Origin of the sequence: Micromonospora sp. ANENR4 (assembly GCF_015354395.1) — a bacterium.
In the GTDB taxonomy this organism is placed as follows: Bacteria; Actinomycetota; Actinomycetes; order Mycobacteriales; family Micromonosporaceae; genus Micromonospora; species Micromonospora aurantiaca.
The window spans coordinates 128,994-144,319 of sequence record NZ_JADKYQ010000014.1 but is presented as its reverse complement, the minus strand read 5'-3'; the positions used below and the strand labels follow the sequence as shown (position 1 = coordinate 144,319).

Here is a 15,326-nt window from a genome sequence, read left to right as displayed (position 1 = left end):
CGCATGCGGTTCGGTGTGCTCGGCGCGACCCAGGCGTACGCGGCCGACGGCAGCGTGCTGCCCGTCGCCGGTGGGCGGCTGCGCGCGCTGCTGGTGCTGCTGCTGCTCGACGCGGACCGCACCGTGGCGCCGCAGCGCCTCGTCGACGGCGTGTACGGCGACCGGCCGCCCGAACAGGCCGCGAACGCCCTCCAGTCGCAGGTGTCGCGGCTGCGGCGGCTGCTGCCGGACGCGCACATCGAGTTCGGTCCGGCCGGCTACCGGCTGGCGGTCGACCCGCAGCGCGTCGACGTGCACCGGTTCACCGGGCTGGCCGCGGCCGGGCGGGCGGCGCTCGCCGCCGGTGATCCGGCCGGCGCGGCGGCCCTGCTGCGTGACGCGCTCGGGCTGTGGCGCGGCGAACCCCTCGCGGACGTGACCGGCGCGCCGTTCGCCGACGCCGAGGCGGCCCGGCTGCGGCAGGCGCGGCTGGCCGCGGTCGAGGACCGGGTCGAGGCGGAGCTGGCGCTGGCGCCGGCCGGGGCGCCGCTGATCGCCGAGCTGCGGGACCTGGTGGCGGCGCATCCGCTGCGGGAACGGCTGTACGGGCAGCTGATGCGGGCCCTGCACGGTGCCGGCCGCCGCGCCGAGGCACTCGCCGTCTACGCCGATGCCCGCCGGGTGCTGGCCGAGGAACTGGGCACCGACCCGTCGGCGGAACTGGCCGCCCTGCACACGGCGCTGCTGCGCGACGAGCCCGCGCCGGCCGTCCGGCTGCCCAGCCCGCTCACCAGCTTCGTCGGCCGGGAACCGGAGCTACGGCGGGTGCACGAACTGCTCGGCGCGGCGCGGCTGGTCACCCTGCACGGCCCGGGCGGCGCCGGCAAGACCCGCCTGGCCACCACCGTCGCGTCCGGCCGCGACGGGCCGGTGTGCCTGGTGGAGCTGGCCGCCGTGGCCACCGGCGCGCCGGTCGCGCCCGCGGTGCTGGCCGCGCTGGACCTGCGCGACGCCGCCCTGCGCACCCCCGGCGGCCCCGCCGACCTGACCGGCCGGCTGGTGGCGGCGCTGGCCGACCGGCGGCTGCTGCTGGTGCTGGACAACTGCGAGCACGTGATCGACGACGCGGCCCGGCTGGCCGGCCGGCTGCTCGCCGCCGCGCCCGGACTGCGGGTGCTCGCCACCAGCCGGGAACCGCTGGGCCTCACCGGCGAGGCGTTGTGCCCGGTCGGTGGGCTGCCCGCCCCGGACGGGCCGGCCGCGCCGCAGGCGGCTGCCGCGTACCCGGCGGTGCGGCTGTTCACCGACCGCGCCGCCGACGTGTCGCCCGGGTTCACCCTCGACGACGCCACCACCCCGGCGGTGCTGCGGATCTGCCGTACCCTCGACGGGCTGCCGCTGGCCCTGGAGCTGGCCGCGGCGCGGCTGCGGGCCCTGCCGGTGACGCAGGTCGCGGCCCGGCTCGACGACCGGTTCCGGCTGCTGCGCCGCGGCGACCGCACCGCGGCGCCCCGCCACCGCACGCTGGAGGCGGTCGTCGGGTGGAGCTGGGACCTGCTCGACGAGCCGGAGCGGCGGCTGGCCGCCCGGATGAGCGTGTTCGCCGGCGCCGCCGACCTGGCCGCCGTGCAGGCGGTGTGCGCGCCGGACGCCGGTGACGTCCTGGACGTGCTTACCGGCCTGGTGGACAAGTCGCTGGTGGAGGCCACCGGCGGGCGCTACCGGATGCTGGAGACGATCCGCGAGTTCGCGGCGGCCCGGCTGGCCGAGCACGGCGACACCGGGCGGGTGCGCGACGCGCATGCCGCGTACTTCCTGGATCTGGCACAGGCCGGCGACGCGGCGCTGCGCGGCGGTGGTCAGGAGCGGTGGCTGCGCCGCCTCGACGCCGCCCGCGACGACCTGCACGCGGCGCTGCGGCACGCGGACACCGCGACCGGGTTGCGGCTGGTCGCGGCGCTGGCGTTCTACTGGTGGCTGCGGGGCCTGCGCGGGGAGGGCGCGGCGCTGGCCCGGCGGCTGGTCGACCGGCTCGGCGGCCCGCCCGACGGCCTGGCCGAGGAGTACGCGCTGGCCCTGCTGGTCGCCACGCTCGCCGGCGGCGGCGAGCGCGGCGACGTGGACGTCGCGTCGCGGATCCTGTGGACCCTGGCTCGGCCGCCCCGGCATCCGTTCCTGCTCTACCTGTCCGGCATGGCCAGCGGCCCGCCGTCGCCGCAGGACGCGGCGGCGCTGCACGAGCAGGCCGTCCGGGACCGGCTGCTCGGCGCCGACCCGTGGAGCCGGGCGCTGGGCCTGCTGGGCACCGCGATGGTCAGCCTGCTGCACGGCCGTCACGCCCAGGCCCACGCCGACCTGGACGGCGCGCTCGCCGGTTTCCGGGCCCTCGACGACCGCTGGGGCATGATCGTGACGCTGTCCACCCACGCCGAGGCGGCCTACCGCACCGGTGACGTGGCGTCGGCGGCCGCGCCGATGGCGGAGGCGCTGGAGCTGGCCGAGCAGCTCGGCTCCACGCTGGACCTGGCGGAACTGCTGCGGACCCGCGCCGACGGGCGGCTCGCCGCCGGTGACCTGACCGGCGCGGCCGAGGACTTCCGGCGGGTGCGGCGCATCGCCGGGCCGGCCGGCGCGCCGGAGCTGGTCGCCGCCGCGTACCTGGGGCTCGGCGAGATCGCCCGCCGTGACGGCGACCCGCAGCGGGCGCGGACGTTGTGCGAGCGGGCGGTCGCGGAGTGCCCGTCGGGCTGGTTCGGCGCCGATGTGGTGCGGCTCGCGGCGCTGGTGACGCTCGGGCAGCTCGCCGACGCCACCGGCGACCCGGCCGGGGCCCGCGCCCACTACCGGCAGGTCCTCACCGCCGGTGTCGGGGTGTGGGACGTGCCGGTGGTGGCCGCCGCCGCGGACGGGCTGGCCGGGCCGCTGCTGCGCGACGGCGATCCCGAGTCGGCGGCCCGGCTGCTGGGCGCGGCGGCGGCGCTGCTGGCCGGCACCGGCGCGGCCGACGCCCCGGCCGGCACACCCACCGCCGCCGAGCTGCGGGAACACCTGGGTGAGGCGGCGTTCGCCACCGCGTACGCCCGGGGTGCGGACCTGCCCCGGCAGCGGGCGCTGGCACTGGTCGACGGGCGCTGACCGGCGCGGCGCCGCCCGGTGCGCGCGCGGTACGCGCCCGGTCAGCGCCGCCGGTGACGCTGACCGCCATGACCGACGACGCGACGGCCGTACTGGCCGACGGGATACGAAAAACGTACGGACGCACCACCGCGCTGGACGGCTTCGACCTGGCCGTGCCGGCCGGCACCGTGTACGGCGTGCTCGGCCCGAACGGGGCGGGCAAGACCACGGCGGTGCGGATCCTCACCACGCTGCTGCGTTTCGACGCCGGCCGGGCCCGGGTGGCCGGGCATGACGTCGCCGCCGAACCGGACCGGGTTCGTGAGGCGATCAGCCTGACCGGGCAGTACGCGGCGGTCGACGAGGTGCTCAGCGGACGGCAGAACCTGGTGCTGTTCGGGCGGCTGCGCCGGCTGTCCGCGCGCCGGGCCCGCGGCCGCGCCGACGAGCTGCTGGACCGGTTCGGCCTGACCGAGGCCGCCGACCGGTCGGCCGGCGGCTACTCCGGTGGGATGCGCCGCCGCCTGGACCTGGCGGCCAGCCTGGTGGTGCCGCCGCGGGTGCTGTTCCTCGACGAGCCGACCACCGGCCTGGACCCGCGCAGCCGCAACGGCCTGTGGACGGCGGTGCGGGAACTGGTCGACGACGGCACCACCGTGCTGCTGACCACCCAGTACCTGCAGGAGGCCGACCATCTCGCCGACCGGGTGTGCGTCATCGACTCCGGCCGGGTCGTGGCCGAGGGCACCCCGGAGCGGTTGAAGGCCCGCATCGGCGCCGACCGGCTGGAACTGGTGGTCCGCGACGCGGCGGACCTGCCCGCGGCGGCAGCCGTCGTGGAACGCGCCACCGGCACGACCGCGACTGTTGACGTCGAGCTGCGGCGCGTGGACGCGCCGGTGGCCGACCGGATCGCCGTGCTCACCGCCGTGCTGCGGGCCCTCGACGACGCCGGGATCGCCGTGGACGACGTCCTGGTCCGCCGTCCCACACTGGACGAGGCGTTCCTGCGGCTCACCGGCGGCCACGCAGACGCACAGCGGGTGGGGGTGGCGTCGTGAGGGCGCTGACCGACGGATGGCTGATGGCCGGGCGGAACATGCGGCACGTGGTCCGCGCCCCCGAGGAGATCATCATCTACTTCAGCCTGCCGATCATGTTCGTGCTGGTGTTCGGCTACGTGTTCGGCAGCGGCATGTCCGTGCCGGGCGACGGCAGCTACCGGGAGTTCCTGCTGCCGGGCGTGTTCGTCATGACGATGCTCTACGGGCTCGGCGCGACCGCGTCGGCGATCGCGGCCGACGCCGGCCGGGGCGTGGTGGACCGGTTCCGGTCCCTGCCGATGGCCCGTTCGGCGCTGCTGTCGGGCCGCGCCGGCGCCGACCTGGTACGGGCCTGCCTGGAGATGACCACGCTGGTGGTGTGCGGGCTGCTGGTCGGCTGGCAGTGGCGCGAGGGCGCCGGCCCGGCACTGGCCGCGGTGGCGCTGATCCTGCTGCTGCGCGTCGCGATGACCTGGGTGGGAATCCTGTTCGGGCTGCTCGTGCCGAACCCGGACACGGTAGCGGTGGTGGTGTTCCCGCTGGCGTTCCCGCTGACCGCCCTGTCCAACGTGTTCGTCGCGCCGGAGCTGATGCCGGACTGGTTGGGCGCGATCGCCGCCTGGAACCCGCTGTCGGCCACGGTGGCGGCGGCCCGGGACCTGTTCGGCAACCCGGGCCTGAGCGGCGACTCATGGCCGGCCCGGCACGCGCTGGAACTGGCGATCGCCTGGCCGCTGGCGCTGATCGCGGTGGCCGCCCCCGCGGCGGTGCGCCGCTACCGGCGGCTGGGCCGCTGACACGGGGACCATCGGGGGGATGAAATCGGGGCGCGGCCGAAGCCGCGCCCCGATGCTCCCAGGCCCTTCCCGGCCGGTGGGGCGAAGACGATCGGCGCCGACCTTCGGACCGACCCGACGTGGACTGGCTGCCCCCGCCTGGCCGTTGTCTACTGGCCGTGCCTCTCATCCTGCCCGTACACCGGTAACCGCGGCCGGTTCGCGCCGCCCCGCCGACCCCCGCCCGCTGGACCTGGCCGCCGCAACCTTCCGGTCGCTCGGCCAGCGGACGAAGGGACGAAGCGAACAACAGCCGCTTCCCGTGGTAGGACTCAAAGACGGTACGGCGTAGACCCCCGCCGCTGTCAACCCACCCGGGCCTGTCGTGTGTTGCGACACGGCGTGTCGCGTCGGCGCGTCTCGATTCGTGAGGCCGGTTCAGGCGCCGAGGTGGTGCCGCAGCATGGCCGCCGCCGCACCCGGATGGTCGTCGGCGAGCAGCCCCGCGGCGGCCAGCACGTAGTCCACGTCGACGACCGGGCGGGCCGCCCGCGGCAACGCCCACCCGCCGGCGTGGTCGGTGAGCACCGCGTCGAGCACCGCCGCTGCGTCGCCCGGGTCGGCGTGCCGCAGCACCCCGCCGGAACCGACGAGCAGCTTCACCTCCCGCAGGTCCCGCCCGGCCCGCTCCCCCGTCGCCGCACCACGCGCGTGCCGCCGCAACGCCACAGTCGCGGCGAGGGCCGCGATGCGCCGGTCCACGGCCCGCTCACCGTCACCGGCGGGCAGGAACCCCGGGTCGGCGGCCCGTACCGCCGCCGCGACCGTCAGCTGCGCCTCCTCGGCCGCGTCCAGCAGCCGCTCCTCGGCCGCGGCGCGCACCACACCCGGCGCGCTCCACCGCATGCCCAGATCCCCCTCGACGGTGCGGGCCCGCCACAGCGTCCCGGCGACCTCCTGACTGGGGCCGCTGTCCCGCTCGTCGGGCGTGAGCACCGAGTACACGTCGGTGGTCGCCCCACCCACGTCCACCACCGCGAGGTCACCGCCGAGCGTGCCGGCGAGGACCTCCACGCCGGTGAGCACCGCGTCGGGGGTGGCGGCGCGGACCAGCCGCGCGAACCGGGTACCCCGGGACAGCTTCTTGCCGCCGATGACGTGCCGCAGGAACACCTCCCGGATCGCCGCCCGCGCCGACGTCGGCTCCAGCACCCCGATGCGGGGCAGCACGTTGTCCGCCACCGTCACCGGCACCCCCGCACCGGCCAGCAGCGCGTGCAGCTCGTCGCGCACGTCGGCGTTGCCCGCCAGGACCACCGGCACCCGCAAGCGGGCCTTCCCCAGCCGCGTCGCGTTGTGCGTCACCGTCTCGGCGTCCCCGCCGTCGGTGCCGCCCACCAGCAGCACCACGTCCGGGCGGGCCGCCCGCAACGCCGCCACGTCCGCCCCGGCGAGCCGACCCGCGGCCACGTGCACCACGTTCGCGCCCGCCGACAGACCGACCCGCCGGCCCGCCTGAGCGGTCACGAGCGGCTCGTAACCCACCACCGCCAGGCGCAGCCCACCCCCGGCCGACGAACACACGTACCAGGGAACCTCAGCGACCCCGGCCGACGCGGTGGCCGCGCCGACCGCGGCGTCCAGGCCGTGCAGGACGTCAGTGCCCACCGTGGTGGGCGCCGACGCCGCCGCGACCAGCCGGCCGCCGTCGAGGTCCACCACCGCGGCCTTCGTGTACGTCGACCCGACATCGGCGCACACGACGCTCCTCGGGCTCACGCCGGACTTGGCACGACCACCGTGCCGGTCGCGGTGACCGCCACGATCGGCTCGTCGAGCACCTCGGCGGCCGACTCGCCCCTGTCCGGGCGGCCCCGGCACACCACGGTCGCGGCGAAGTCGATGGTGCGGCTGCGGGTGCCCACCCGGGTCACCGTCGCCGTCACCTCCAGCACGTCACCGGCCCTCATCGGCGCCCGGAACTGCACGTCGGCGTACGAGGCGAACAACCCCTCGTCGCCGTCGGTGCGGATGCACACCTCGGTCGCCACGTCCCCGAACAACCCCAGCGCGTACGCCCCGTCGACCAGGTTGCCCGCGTAGTGGGCGTGGGAGTACGGCACATACCGGCGGTGGGTGACTGTCAGACCGACACGCGGATCGCTCATGCGACGTTCGCCTTCCTGGAGGTGATCAAAGCGTGGACGAGGTAACTGGCGACCTCACCCGGGGTGGTGCCACGGCCGAAGATCCGGTCCACGCCCAGCTCACCGGTCATCGTCTCGTCGAACCGCGGCCCGCCGACGATCAGCAGCGGCCGCCGCCCGGCCGGCATCGCCTCCCGGAACGCCGCCGACATCTCCCGCGTGTTGTGCAGGTGCGCGTCGCGCTGCGTCACCACCTGCGACACGAGCACCGCGTCGGCGCGTTCCCGCCGGGCCGCCTCGACCAGCTCCGGCACGCTCACCTGCGCGCCCAGATTCGTGACCTTCAGCTCCCGGTAGTACTCCAGGCCCTTCTCGCCGGCGATGCCCTTGACGTTGAGGATCGCGTCGATGCCCACGGTGTGCGCGTCGGTGCCGATGCAGGCGCCCACCACCGACAGCTTGCGGCGCAACTGCCGCTTCACCACCGCGTTGACCTCCTTGGCCGACAGCAGCGGATAGTCGCGCTCCACCACCTGCACCTTCGCCAGGTCCACCAGGTGGTTCACCCGCCCGTACACCACGAAGAACGTGAACCCGTCACCGATCGGCTTGGCGTGCACCAGCATCGCCGGGTCCATGCCCATCTTGTTTGCCAGCTGCACCGCCGCGCCCTCGGCCCGCTTGTCGTGCGGCACCGGCAACGTGAACGACACCTGCACCATGCCGTCACCGGTGGTGTCCCCGTACGGCCGCACGACCGTCTTCTCGCTCATGAGGGTTGCTCCAGGATCTCCGTGGCCGGGTTGTAGTAGTCCGCCTCGTGCCGCGCCACCCCGGACAGGCCCTTCCCGCGGTCCGCCGGCCGCTTCATGATCCCGAACGTGCCCTCGGCGATCGCCGTCAGCAACGACTGGTCCCCGATGCGCTCCAGCAGGTCCACCGCCTCACCGAGCACCCGGTGCGCCCGCTCCTGGATGAACCCGCCCGGCGCCGGCACGAAGTCCTCGTGCAACCCGCCCGCCGCGCCCAGCACGTACCGCACGTTCTGCAGGGCGATGTCCCGGTCCGACAACCACGGCGTCACCACCGCCTCGGTCATCATCCCCACCAGCAGAATCCCCTGCCCGGTCATCGTGCCCACCAGGTTGAAGAACCCGTCCAGCAGGTTGCCCCGGAACACGTCCCCGGTCATGTGCTTCGTCGGCGGCATCCACTTCAACGGCGCGTCCGGGAACAACTCCCGCGCCAGCAACGCGTGCGCCAGCTCCAACCGGAACGACTCCGGCACATCCGGGTTGATCTCGAACGCGTGCCCCAGCCCCAGCTGCCAGTCCGCCAGCCCCGCCTCGTGCGCGAAGAACTCGTTCAGCAACTGCGACACCGTCACCGTGTGCGCCTCGTCCACCGCATCAGCGGTGGTCAGGTAGTTGTCCTCACCGGTGTTGATGATGATCCCCGCCCGCGCGTGCACCTGCCGCGAGAACCGCTGGTCCACGAACGTACGGATCGGGTTGATGTCACGGAACAGGATCCCGTACATCGAGTCGTTGAGCATCATGTCCAGACGCTCCAACCCGGCCAGCGTCGCCATCTCCGGCATGCACAGACCCGACGCGTAGTTCGTCAGCCGCACGTACCGGCCCAGTTCCCGCGACGACTCGTCCAGCGCCGCCCGCATCAACCGGAAGTTCTCCTGCGTCGCGTACGTGCCGGCGAACCCCTCCCGGGTCGCCCCCTCCGGCACGTAGTCCAGCAGCGACTGCCCCGTCGACCGGATCACCGCGATCACGTCCGCGCCGGCCCGCGCCGCCGCCTGCGCCTGCGGAATGTCCTCATAGATGTCACCCGTCGCCACGATCAGGTAGATCCACGGCCGCCGCGCCGGATCCCCGAACCGCTTGACGAGGCGGTCCCGCTCCGCGCGCCGCCGGTCGATACTGCGGATCCCCGCCGCGACCGCCTTACGCGACGCCCGCCGCGCAGCCGTCGCCGCCTTCCCCGACGGCTGCGCGAACCGCACCGACCCGGCCGCCGCCTTCTGCGCCAGCAACGTCACATCCGTGACGCCCTCACGCGCCAGCGCGTCGAACACCGGCGCCGCCACCCCGTGCCCCAGCCCCACGTCCGCGACCACCGCGTCCACGAGCCGGTTCACCCACGGAATACCGTCCGGGTCCGCGCCGGTCACCCCGGCCAGCCGCAGCACCGCCCGCTCCACCGACACCGTGGTGTGACTACGCGCCAGATCCACCACCGGCTGCCCGGCGCGGCGCGCCAACTCCCGCGCCCGCGCCACCAGCGCCGGATCCAGCCCAAGCTTCCCTGTCACGAAGACCCTTCCTGATAGATCACGTCACCGCGCAACACAGTGGCCCGGCACACCGGCAGCGGCGTCGGATCGTCCGCGCCCCGCAACTCCGGATCCTCGGCCAGCACCACCGGCAGCCCCCGCTCGACGCCCGCCGGGGTGTCCCACACCGCGAACGTCGCCGGCGCCCCCAACGCCAGCACACCCTCGTTGTCCAGGTGCACCGCCCGCCAGCCGCCGCGCGTGTGCGCCGCGAACGCCGCCCGCACACTCATCCGCTGCGCCGGGTTGTGATGCGCCGCCGCCGCCCGCACCGACCCCCACGGATCCAGCGGCGTCACCGGCGCATCCGACCCGAACGCAAGCGCCACCCCGACGCCGTGCATCGCACCCATCGGATTCGACTCCAGCGACCGCGCCAACCCCAGCCGCGACTCGTACATCCGGCCCGCGCCGCCCCACAACCTGTCGAACGCCGGCTGCATCGACGCCACGATCCCGTACTCCACGAACCCGGCGATCAACGCCTTGCTCATGATCTCCGCGTGCTCCACCCGGTGCCGGGCCGCCCGCAACCGGTCCACACCCAGCGACCGCGCCGCCAGCCCGAACCCCGCGAGCACCGTCCCGATCGCCGCGTCCCCGATCGCGTGGAACCCGCCCTGCAACCCGTGCGCCGCACAATCAAGCAGATGATCACGCACCTGCTCCGCCGACACGTACCCGTGCCCGCACGCCCCCGCCTCACCGTCCAGGTACGCCGCCGACACGTGCGCCGTCCGCGACCCCAGCGCCCCGTCGGCGAACAGGTCACCACCCGCGCCCACCGCGCCCAACTCCCGGGCCTTCGCCGCACCCAGTAGCTCACCCCAGTACCCGTACACCTCCGGCACCCCCGCCCCCGAGATCGCCAGCAGCCCGGTGAAGTCCTCCTCGTCGGAGATGTCCGGACCACCGCACTCGTGCACCGCCGCGATACCCAGCGACGCCGCGTGCTCCAGGGCCCGCCGCTGCGCCGCCACCCGCTGCGCCCGCGTCACCGACGCGAACGCCGCCGCCCGCACCACGTGATGCGCGTCGCGCCGCAGCCACCCCGACGCCTCGTACCCGGCCGCCGACACCACCTGCGGGCACGCAGCCAGCAGCGCCGCCGACACCAGCGCCGAATGGATCGACGCCTGCGACAGATACACCCGCCGCCCACCGGCCGCCCGGTCCAGCGCCGCGGCGTCCGGCAACGTCGCGTCCGCCCAGCCCGACTCGTCCCAGCCGTGCCCCAGCACCACCGCGTCACCCGGCAGGCCCGCCGCGAACGCCGACACCGCCTCCAGCAGCCCATCCGCCGACCGCACCGCCGACAGATCCAGCCCCGACAACGCCAACCCGGTGTCGGTCGCGTGCACGTGCGCGTCAACGAACGCCGGCGTCACCAACGCACCGCCCAGCTCCACCACCCGGTCCGCCCGCGGCGCCTCCGCGTCGGTTCCCAACCAGGCGATCCGCCCGTCCCGTACCAGCAGCGCCGTCGCGCTCGGGTCGGCCGGACAGTGCAGCACTCCGCCGCGATACAGCGTCGAGGGGTTCGTCATGGTCTCAGTCTGCCGTCAGACGCGCCTCGAACAGGCCGCGCACCCCCGGCTCGGCCCGCAACAGATCCAGCGCCAGCGCCGCGTGTCCCGGCACGTACCCGTTGCCCACCAGCATCGTCACGTCCGCCGCCAGGCCCTCCGCACCAAGCGCCGCCGCCGCGAAGCTCGTCGCCATCGAGAAGAAGATCACCGTACCGCCGTCCGCCGTGGCCAGCACCGCGCCGTGCTCACACCCCGGCACGTCCACGCACACCACAGTCACGTCTGCCGGCACACCCAGCGCCGTCGTCACCGCCGTCGACAGCCCCACCGGATCCCGCGCGTCCGCCAGCGCCACCACGTCGGCCAGCCCGACCGCCGTCAGCGCGTCCCGCTCCGAGTCCACCGGAACCACCCCGACGGTACGGGCGGCACCCGCCCGCCGCGCCGCCGCGAGAGACAACGACCCGCTCTTGCCGGCCCCACCGATCACCGCCACCGACACCGGACGCGGATCACCCTCACGCGAGCGCCGCGCCACCTGCTCGGCCACCACCCGCGCCGTCAACGCCGGCGCCCCGCACACGTCCAGCACCGCCAGGGACAGCTCGGGGTGCAGGTCCGGCGGCAGCACCGCCGCGATCGACCGGGCGAACAGGATCGCGTACCCGTCGCACGGCACCTGCTCGCTGCGCCCGTCCCAGCGGGCCAGCCCGTCGGTGATCGTCAGCGGCGTCAGCGTCAGCGACACGAGCGTCGCCACCCGGTCACCCGCCTTCAGCCCCAGCGGCGAGCGGCGGCCCGCCTCCTCGACGGTGCCGATCAGCATGCCGCCGGAACCGGTCACCGGGTTCTGCATCTTCCCCCGGGCCGACACGATCTCCAGCACCTCGGCGCGGACCTTCTCCCCGTCGCCGCCGTGCTTCTCCGCCAACTGCCGGAAACTCGCCGCGTCCAGGTTCAGCCGCTCGACCCGGATCCGCACCTCGTTCGCCGCGATCCGCGGGTCCGGGTCCAGCCGCCAGGCCGCCTGCGGGAGCACACCCACCGGTTCCACGACTCGGTGCAGACCCACCGGTGACGTCACGCCGACCCCCTATGTCCAGCCGCCCGAACCCCCGGCCAGGGGTCGCGTCGCGGGAAAACTTCCGGCAGACTAATTTCTTCACCGCAGATTTTCCAGTAGCCTACGCATCCGTTGATCAACCCGCACGCTGACGAGGAGGGGCCGTGACCCAGACCCAACCGGTGGAGACCATCCCGACGCCCCGCCCCGCGCCGGTCGCCGTCCCGACCGCCGGACAGCCCTACGAATACCGCCGCGCGCCCCTCGTCGAACCCGACTGGACCCGCTTCCCCGGCTGGCGCCACATCACCCGCGAACAGTGGGAGAGCGCCCAGTGGCAACGGGTCAACTGCGTCAAGAACATCAAGCAGTTGCGCGCCGTCCTCGGCGACACCGTCGACGAGACCTTCTACGCCGACCTGGAGGCCGACCAGAAGGCGCTGGCCACCATGTCCATGCTGGTGCCGCCGCAGATGCTCAACACCATGGTGCCGTTTGAGCCGATGAGCACCGAGGCGCTGCTCGCCGACCCGATCCGCCGCTACATGATCCCGGTCGCCTCCGACCGGCGCACCGACTGGCCGTCCCACCCGTACGCCAGCCGCGACAGCCTCCACGAGCACGACATGTGGGTCGCCGAGGGTCTCACCCACCGCTACCCCACAAAGGTCCTCGCCGAGCTGCTCTCCACCTGTCCGCAGTACTGCGGCCACTGCACCCGCATGGACCTCGTCGGCAACTCCACCCCCGCCGTCGACAAGCTCAAGCTCACCCTCAAGCCGGTCGACCGCTACGACGCCCACATCACCTACCTCAAGGCCCACCCCGGTGTGCGTGACGTTGTCGTCTCCGGCGGCGACGTCGCCAACGTGCCGTGGCGCAACCTCGAGTCGTACCTGATGCGCCTGCTGGAGATCGAGACGATCCGCGACATCCGGCTCGCCACCAAGGCACTCATGGGCCTGCCCCAGCACTGGCTCCAGCCCGACGTGGTCGAGGGCCTCGAACGCGTCGCCCGCACCGCCGCCCGCCGCGGCGTCAACCTGGCCATCCACACCCACGTCAACCACGCCCAGTCGCTGACCCCGCTGGTCGCCAAGGCCGCACAGACCGCGCTCGACGTCGGCGTCCGCGACGTCCGCAACCAGGGCGTGCTCATGCGCGGCGTCAACGCCACCAGCGCCGACCTGCTGGACCTCTGCTTCGCGCTCCAGGGCGAGGCGGGCATCCTGCCGTACTACTTCTACATGTGCGACATGATCCCCAACGCCGAGCACTGGCGCGTCCCGGTCTGGCACGCCCAGCAGCTCCAGCACGACATCATGGGCTACCTGCCCGGCTACGCCACCCCGCGGATCGTCTGCGACGTGCCGTTCGTCGGCAAGCGCTGGGTGCACATGCTCACCGACTACGACCGTGAGCGCGGCATCTCGTACTGGACGAAGAACTACCGCACCTCGATCGAGTCGGCCGACCTGGAGGCGCTGAACAAGCGCTACGCCTACTACGACCCGATCGACACGCTGCCCGAGGCCGGCCAGGCCTGGTGGCTGGCGCACCGCGACGACTGACCTCGGCCGCCAGACCCACGACGGCGGGCCACCTCTGCAAGAGGTGGCCCGCCGTTTCGCGTACTCACTTGTTGAAGGCGTCCTTGACGTCGCGGCCCGCCTGCTTGGCGTGCTCCCCGGCCTGCCGGGCGCGCGCCGTGCTCTGCTCGGAGGCGCCCTCGGCCCGCAACCGCTCGTTGTCGGTCACGTCGCCGATCCGCTCCTTGGCCATGCCGCTCATCTCCTGGGCCTTGTTCTTCGCCTTGTCGGTGAAGCTCATGTCGCCCTCCCTCGTCCGGCTACGCCTTGCCCTTGTCGCGTCCCCGGTGACTGTCGGGTCAAACGCTGTTGACCGGCGCACATCGCGTAGGGCGTCCTAGGATAATAGGTTGGAGAATCCTCGCCCGGTCGGGAAGTCCCCGGCGTGGTTGACTGAGCCGGTGAACGAGATCCTGCTGATCCGGCACGGCGAGACCACCTGGAGCGCCGCGCACCGGCACACCTCGTACACCGATCTGGAGCTGACCCCCGACGGCGAGCGGCAGGCCGGCGCGCTGGCCCCGCTGCTCGTCGGCCGGCGATTCGCCCGGGTGCTGTCCAGCCCCCGGCAGCGCGCCACCCGCACCGCCGCCCTGGCCGGGCTCACCGTGGACGCCATCGAGCCCGACCTGGCCGAGTGGAACTACGGCGAGTACGAGGGCCGCACCACCGCGGACATCCAGGCCGACCGGCCCGGCTGGTCGATCTGGGCCGACGGCGGCCCCGGCGGCGAGTCACCGGAGCAGGTGGGCACCCGCCTGGACGGCGTGCTGGACCGGATCGCGCCGCTGCTGGAGCAGGGCGACGTCGCGCTCGTCGGACACGGGCACAGCCTGCGCGTGCTCGGGGCGCGCTGGATCGGGTTGCCGCCCTCGGCCGGGGCGCTGCTGCGGCTGGACACCGCCACGCTCAGCGTGCTCGGGCACGAGCACGGCCGACGGGTGCTCAGGCGGTGGAACCTGCCGGCTCCGCCGACGGGCGGGGACGCCCCCGGCCGGTCAGCTCGCCACTGATCTTCGGCGGCCGGTTCTCGTACGGCGTGGACAACACCACTGTCGTGCGCGTGGTGACGTTCGCGGCGGTACGGATCTCCTGCAGCACCCGCTCCAGGTCGGCCGGGCCGGCCACCCGCACCAGCAGGAGATAGAAGTCCTCCCCCGCCACCGAGTAGCACGAGTCGATCTCGGGCAGGTGCGCCAGCCGCTCCGGTGCGTCGTCCGGCTGCGACGGGTCGAACGGCCGGATCGCCACGAACGCGGTCAGCGGCAGGTCCAGCGCCTCGAACGACACCCGCGCGGCGTACCCCTTGATCACCCCGCGTTGCTCCAGCCGGCGGACCCGCTGGTGCACGGCCGACACCGACAGGCCCACCCGCTCGGCCAGATCCGTGTACGACAGCCGACCGTCCCCGGTCAGCGCGGCGACGATGGCACGGTCGATCTCCTCCACGCGCTGCACAGTAGCCGGAAAAGCGCTCCCACGCCGTACCCGGCCCGCCGCGGTGACGCTCAGCGCGCCGTCCGGTCGCGCACCGCGTCCGCCGCGTAGTTCAGCACCTCCGCCATGTCCTCCTCGTCCAGGAACGGCAGATCGGTGAGGATGTCCGTGACGGACATGCCCTCGGCCATCATGGCCAGCAGGGTGGCCACGGGGATGCGCGACTGCCGTACGCAGGGCGCACCCCCCATGACGTCGGGGTCCACGGTGATCCGGGGGAAGGTCACCGCGACAGG

At 74.1% G+C, this 15,326-nt stretch carries 14 protein-coding genes; 5 read left to right on the top strand and 9 right to left on the bottom strand.

Annotated elements, in window-relative coordinates; genetic code table 11:
• Nucleotides 1–3 precede the first annotated feature (3 nt).
• The 3 genes from IRY44_RS24240 (at nt 4) to IRY44_RS24230 (ending at nt 4,936) form a co-directional block, all read left to right on the top strand.
• A complete protein-coding gene (locus IRY44_RS24240; protein ID WP_194802515.1) occupies nt 4–3,114 on the top strand; it encodes a BTAD domain-containing putative transcriptional regulator in 3,111 nt (1,036 codons plus the stop codon).
• A 68-nt stretch (nt 3,115–3,182) separates the two neighbouring features.
• Nucleotides 3,183–4,157 carry an ATP-binding cassette domain-containing protein gene (locus IRY44_RS24235; RefSeq protein ID WP_194802514.1) on the top strand — a complete coding sequence of 325 codons (975 nt, stop codon included), beginning with the start codon at nt 3,183–3,185 and terminating at the stop codon, nt 4,155–4,157.
• Nucleotides 4,154–4,936 carry an ABC transporter permease gene (locus IRY44_RS24230; protein WP_194802513.1) on the top strand — a complete coding sequence of 261 codons (783 nt, stop codon included), beginning with the start codon at nt 4,154–4,156 and terminating at the stop codon, nt 4,934–4,936. The genes IRY44_RS24235 and IRY44_RS24230 overlap by 4 nt, the downstream gene beginning before the upstream one ends.
• 417 nt (nt 4,937–5,353) lie before the next feature.
• Here IRY44_RS24230 and IRY44_RS24225 read toward each other — a convergent pair whose 3' ends face one another.
• From IRY44_RS24225 to IRY44_RS24200, 6 genes are read right to left on the bottom strand one after another with little or no spacing between them, the layout of a single operon-like run.
• Nucleotides 5,354–6,676, bottom strand: coding sequence for a glutamate mutase L (locus tag IRY44_RS24225; RefSeq protein WP_370585001.1), 1,323 nt, complete (start codon nt 6,674–6,676; stop codon nt 5,354–5,356).
• Nucleotides 6,677–6,690: 14 nt separating this feature from the next.
• On the bottom strand, nt 6,691–7,083 hold the full coding sequence (locus IRY44_RS24220; RefSeq protein ID WP_194802511.1) for a hotdog domain-containing protein: 393 nt from the start codon (nt 7,081–7,083) through the stop codon (nt 6,691–6,693).
• Nucleotides 7,080–7,835, bottom strand: coding sequence for an OAM dimerization domain-containing protein (locus IRY44_RS24215; protein ID WP_030502414.1), 756 nt, complete (start codon nt 7,833–7,835; stop codon nt 7,080–7,082). The genes IRY44_RS24220 and IRY44_RS24215 overlap by 4 nt, the downstream gene beginning before the upstream one ends.
• The gene (locus IRY44_RS24210) at nt 7,832–9,391 is read right to left on the bottom strand and encodes a lysine 5,6-aminomutase subunit alpha (RefSeq protein WP_194802510.1); all 1,560 of its coding nucleotides are present in this window, start codon (nt 9,389–9,391) and stop codon (nt 7,832–7,834) included. The genes IRY44_RS24215 and IRY44_RS24210 overlap by 4 nt, the downstream gene beginning before the upstream one ends.
• The gene (locus IRY44_RS24205; RefSeq protein WP_194802509.1) at nt 9,388–10,959 is read right to left on the bottom strand and encodes an amidohydrolase; all 1,572 of its coding nucleotides are present in this window, start codon (nt 10,957–10,959) and stop codon (nt 9,388–9,390) included. The genes IRY44_RS24210 and IRY44_RS24205 overlap by 4 nt, the downstream gene beginning before the upstream one ends.
• A gap of 4 nt (nt 10,960–10,963) precedes the next feature.
• A complete protein-coding gene (locus tag IRY44_RS24200; RefSeq protein ID WP_269696961.1) occupies nt 10,964–12,025 on the bottom strand; it encodes a zinc-binding alcohol dehydrogenase in 1,062 nt (353 codons plus the stop codon).
• 143 nt (nt 12,026–12,168) lie between these two features.
• Between IRY44_RS24200 and IRY44_RS24195 the strand changes: the two genes are divergently transcribed.
• Nucleotides 12,169–13,575: a KamA family radical SAM protein gene (locus tag IRY44_RS24195; protein WP_194802508.1), complete on the top strand. Its 1,407-nt coding sequence runs from the start codon at nt 12,169–12,171 to the stop codon at nt 13,573–13,575.
• A gap of 64 nt (nt 13,576–13,639) precedes the next feature.
• Here IRY44_RS24195 and IRY44_RS24190 read toward each other — a convergent pair whose 3' ends face one another.
• Entirely contained in the window at nt 13,640–13,834 is a 195-nt protein-coding gene (locus IRY44_RS24190) for a CsbD family protein (RefSeq protein WP_073829538.1), read from the bottom strand.
• Nucleotides 13,835–13,994: 160 nt separating this feature from the next.
• Between IRY44_RS24190 and IRY44_RS24185 the strand changes: the two genes are divergently transcribed.
• Nucleotides 13,995–14,606, top strand: a complete 612-nt coding sequence (locus IRY44_RS24185; protein ID WP_194802507.1) for a histidine phosphatase family protein — start codon at nt 13,995–13,997, stop codon at nt 14,604–14,606.
• Here IRY44_RS24185 and IRY44_RS24180 read toward each other — a convergent pair.
• Together IRY44_RS24180 and IRY44_RS24175 are read right to left on the bottom strand one after the other, a co-directional pair.
• The gene (locus tag IRY44_RS24180) at nt 14,539–15,042 is read right to left on the bottom strand and encodes an Lrp/AsnC family transcriptional regulator (RefSeq protein ID WP_128138189.1); all 504 of its coding nucleotides are present in this window, start codon (nt 15,040–15,042) and stop codon (nt 14,539–14,541) included. The genes IRY44_RS24185 and IRY44_RS24180 overlap by 68 nt on opposite strands.
• Before the next feature lie 59 nt (nt 15,043–15,101).
• Nucleotides 15,102–15,317 (bottom strand): DUF433 domain-containing protein, encoded by a 216-nt coding sequence (locus tag IRY44_RS24175; protein WP_013286269.1) that lies wholly within the window; start codon nt 15,315–15,317, stop codon nt 15,102–15,104.
• Nucleotides 15,318–15,326 lie beyond the last annotated feature (9 nt).

Excerpts from the sequence above, each read along its gene's own strand:
- IRY44_RS24215 (WP_030502414.1), bottom strand. The coding sequence starts at position 7,835 with ATGAGCGAGAAGACGGTCGTGCGGCCGTACGGGGACACCACCGGTGAC.
- IRY44_RS24235 (WP_194802514.1), top strand. The coding sequence starts at position 3,183 with ATGACCGACGACGCGACGGCCGTACTGGCCGACGGGATACGAAAAACG.
- IRY44_RS24205 (WP_194802509.1), bottom strand. The coding sequence starts at position 10,959 with ATGACGAACCCCTCGACGCTGTATCGCGGCGGAGTGCTGCACTGTCCG.
- IRY44_RS24190 (WP_073829538.1), bottom strand. The coding sequence starts at position 13,834 with ATGAGCTTCACCGACAAGGCGAAGAACAAGGCCCAGGAGATGAGCGGC.
- IRY44_RS24240 (WP_194802515.1), top strand. The coding sequence starts at position 4 with ATGCGGTTCGGTGTGCTCGGCGCGACCCAGGCGTACGCGGCCGACGGC.
- IRY44_RS24220 (WP_194802511.1), bottom strand. The coding sequence starts at position 7,083 with ATGAGCGATCCGCGTGTCGGTCTGACAGTCACCCACCGCCGGTATGTG.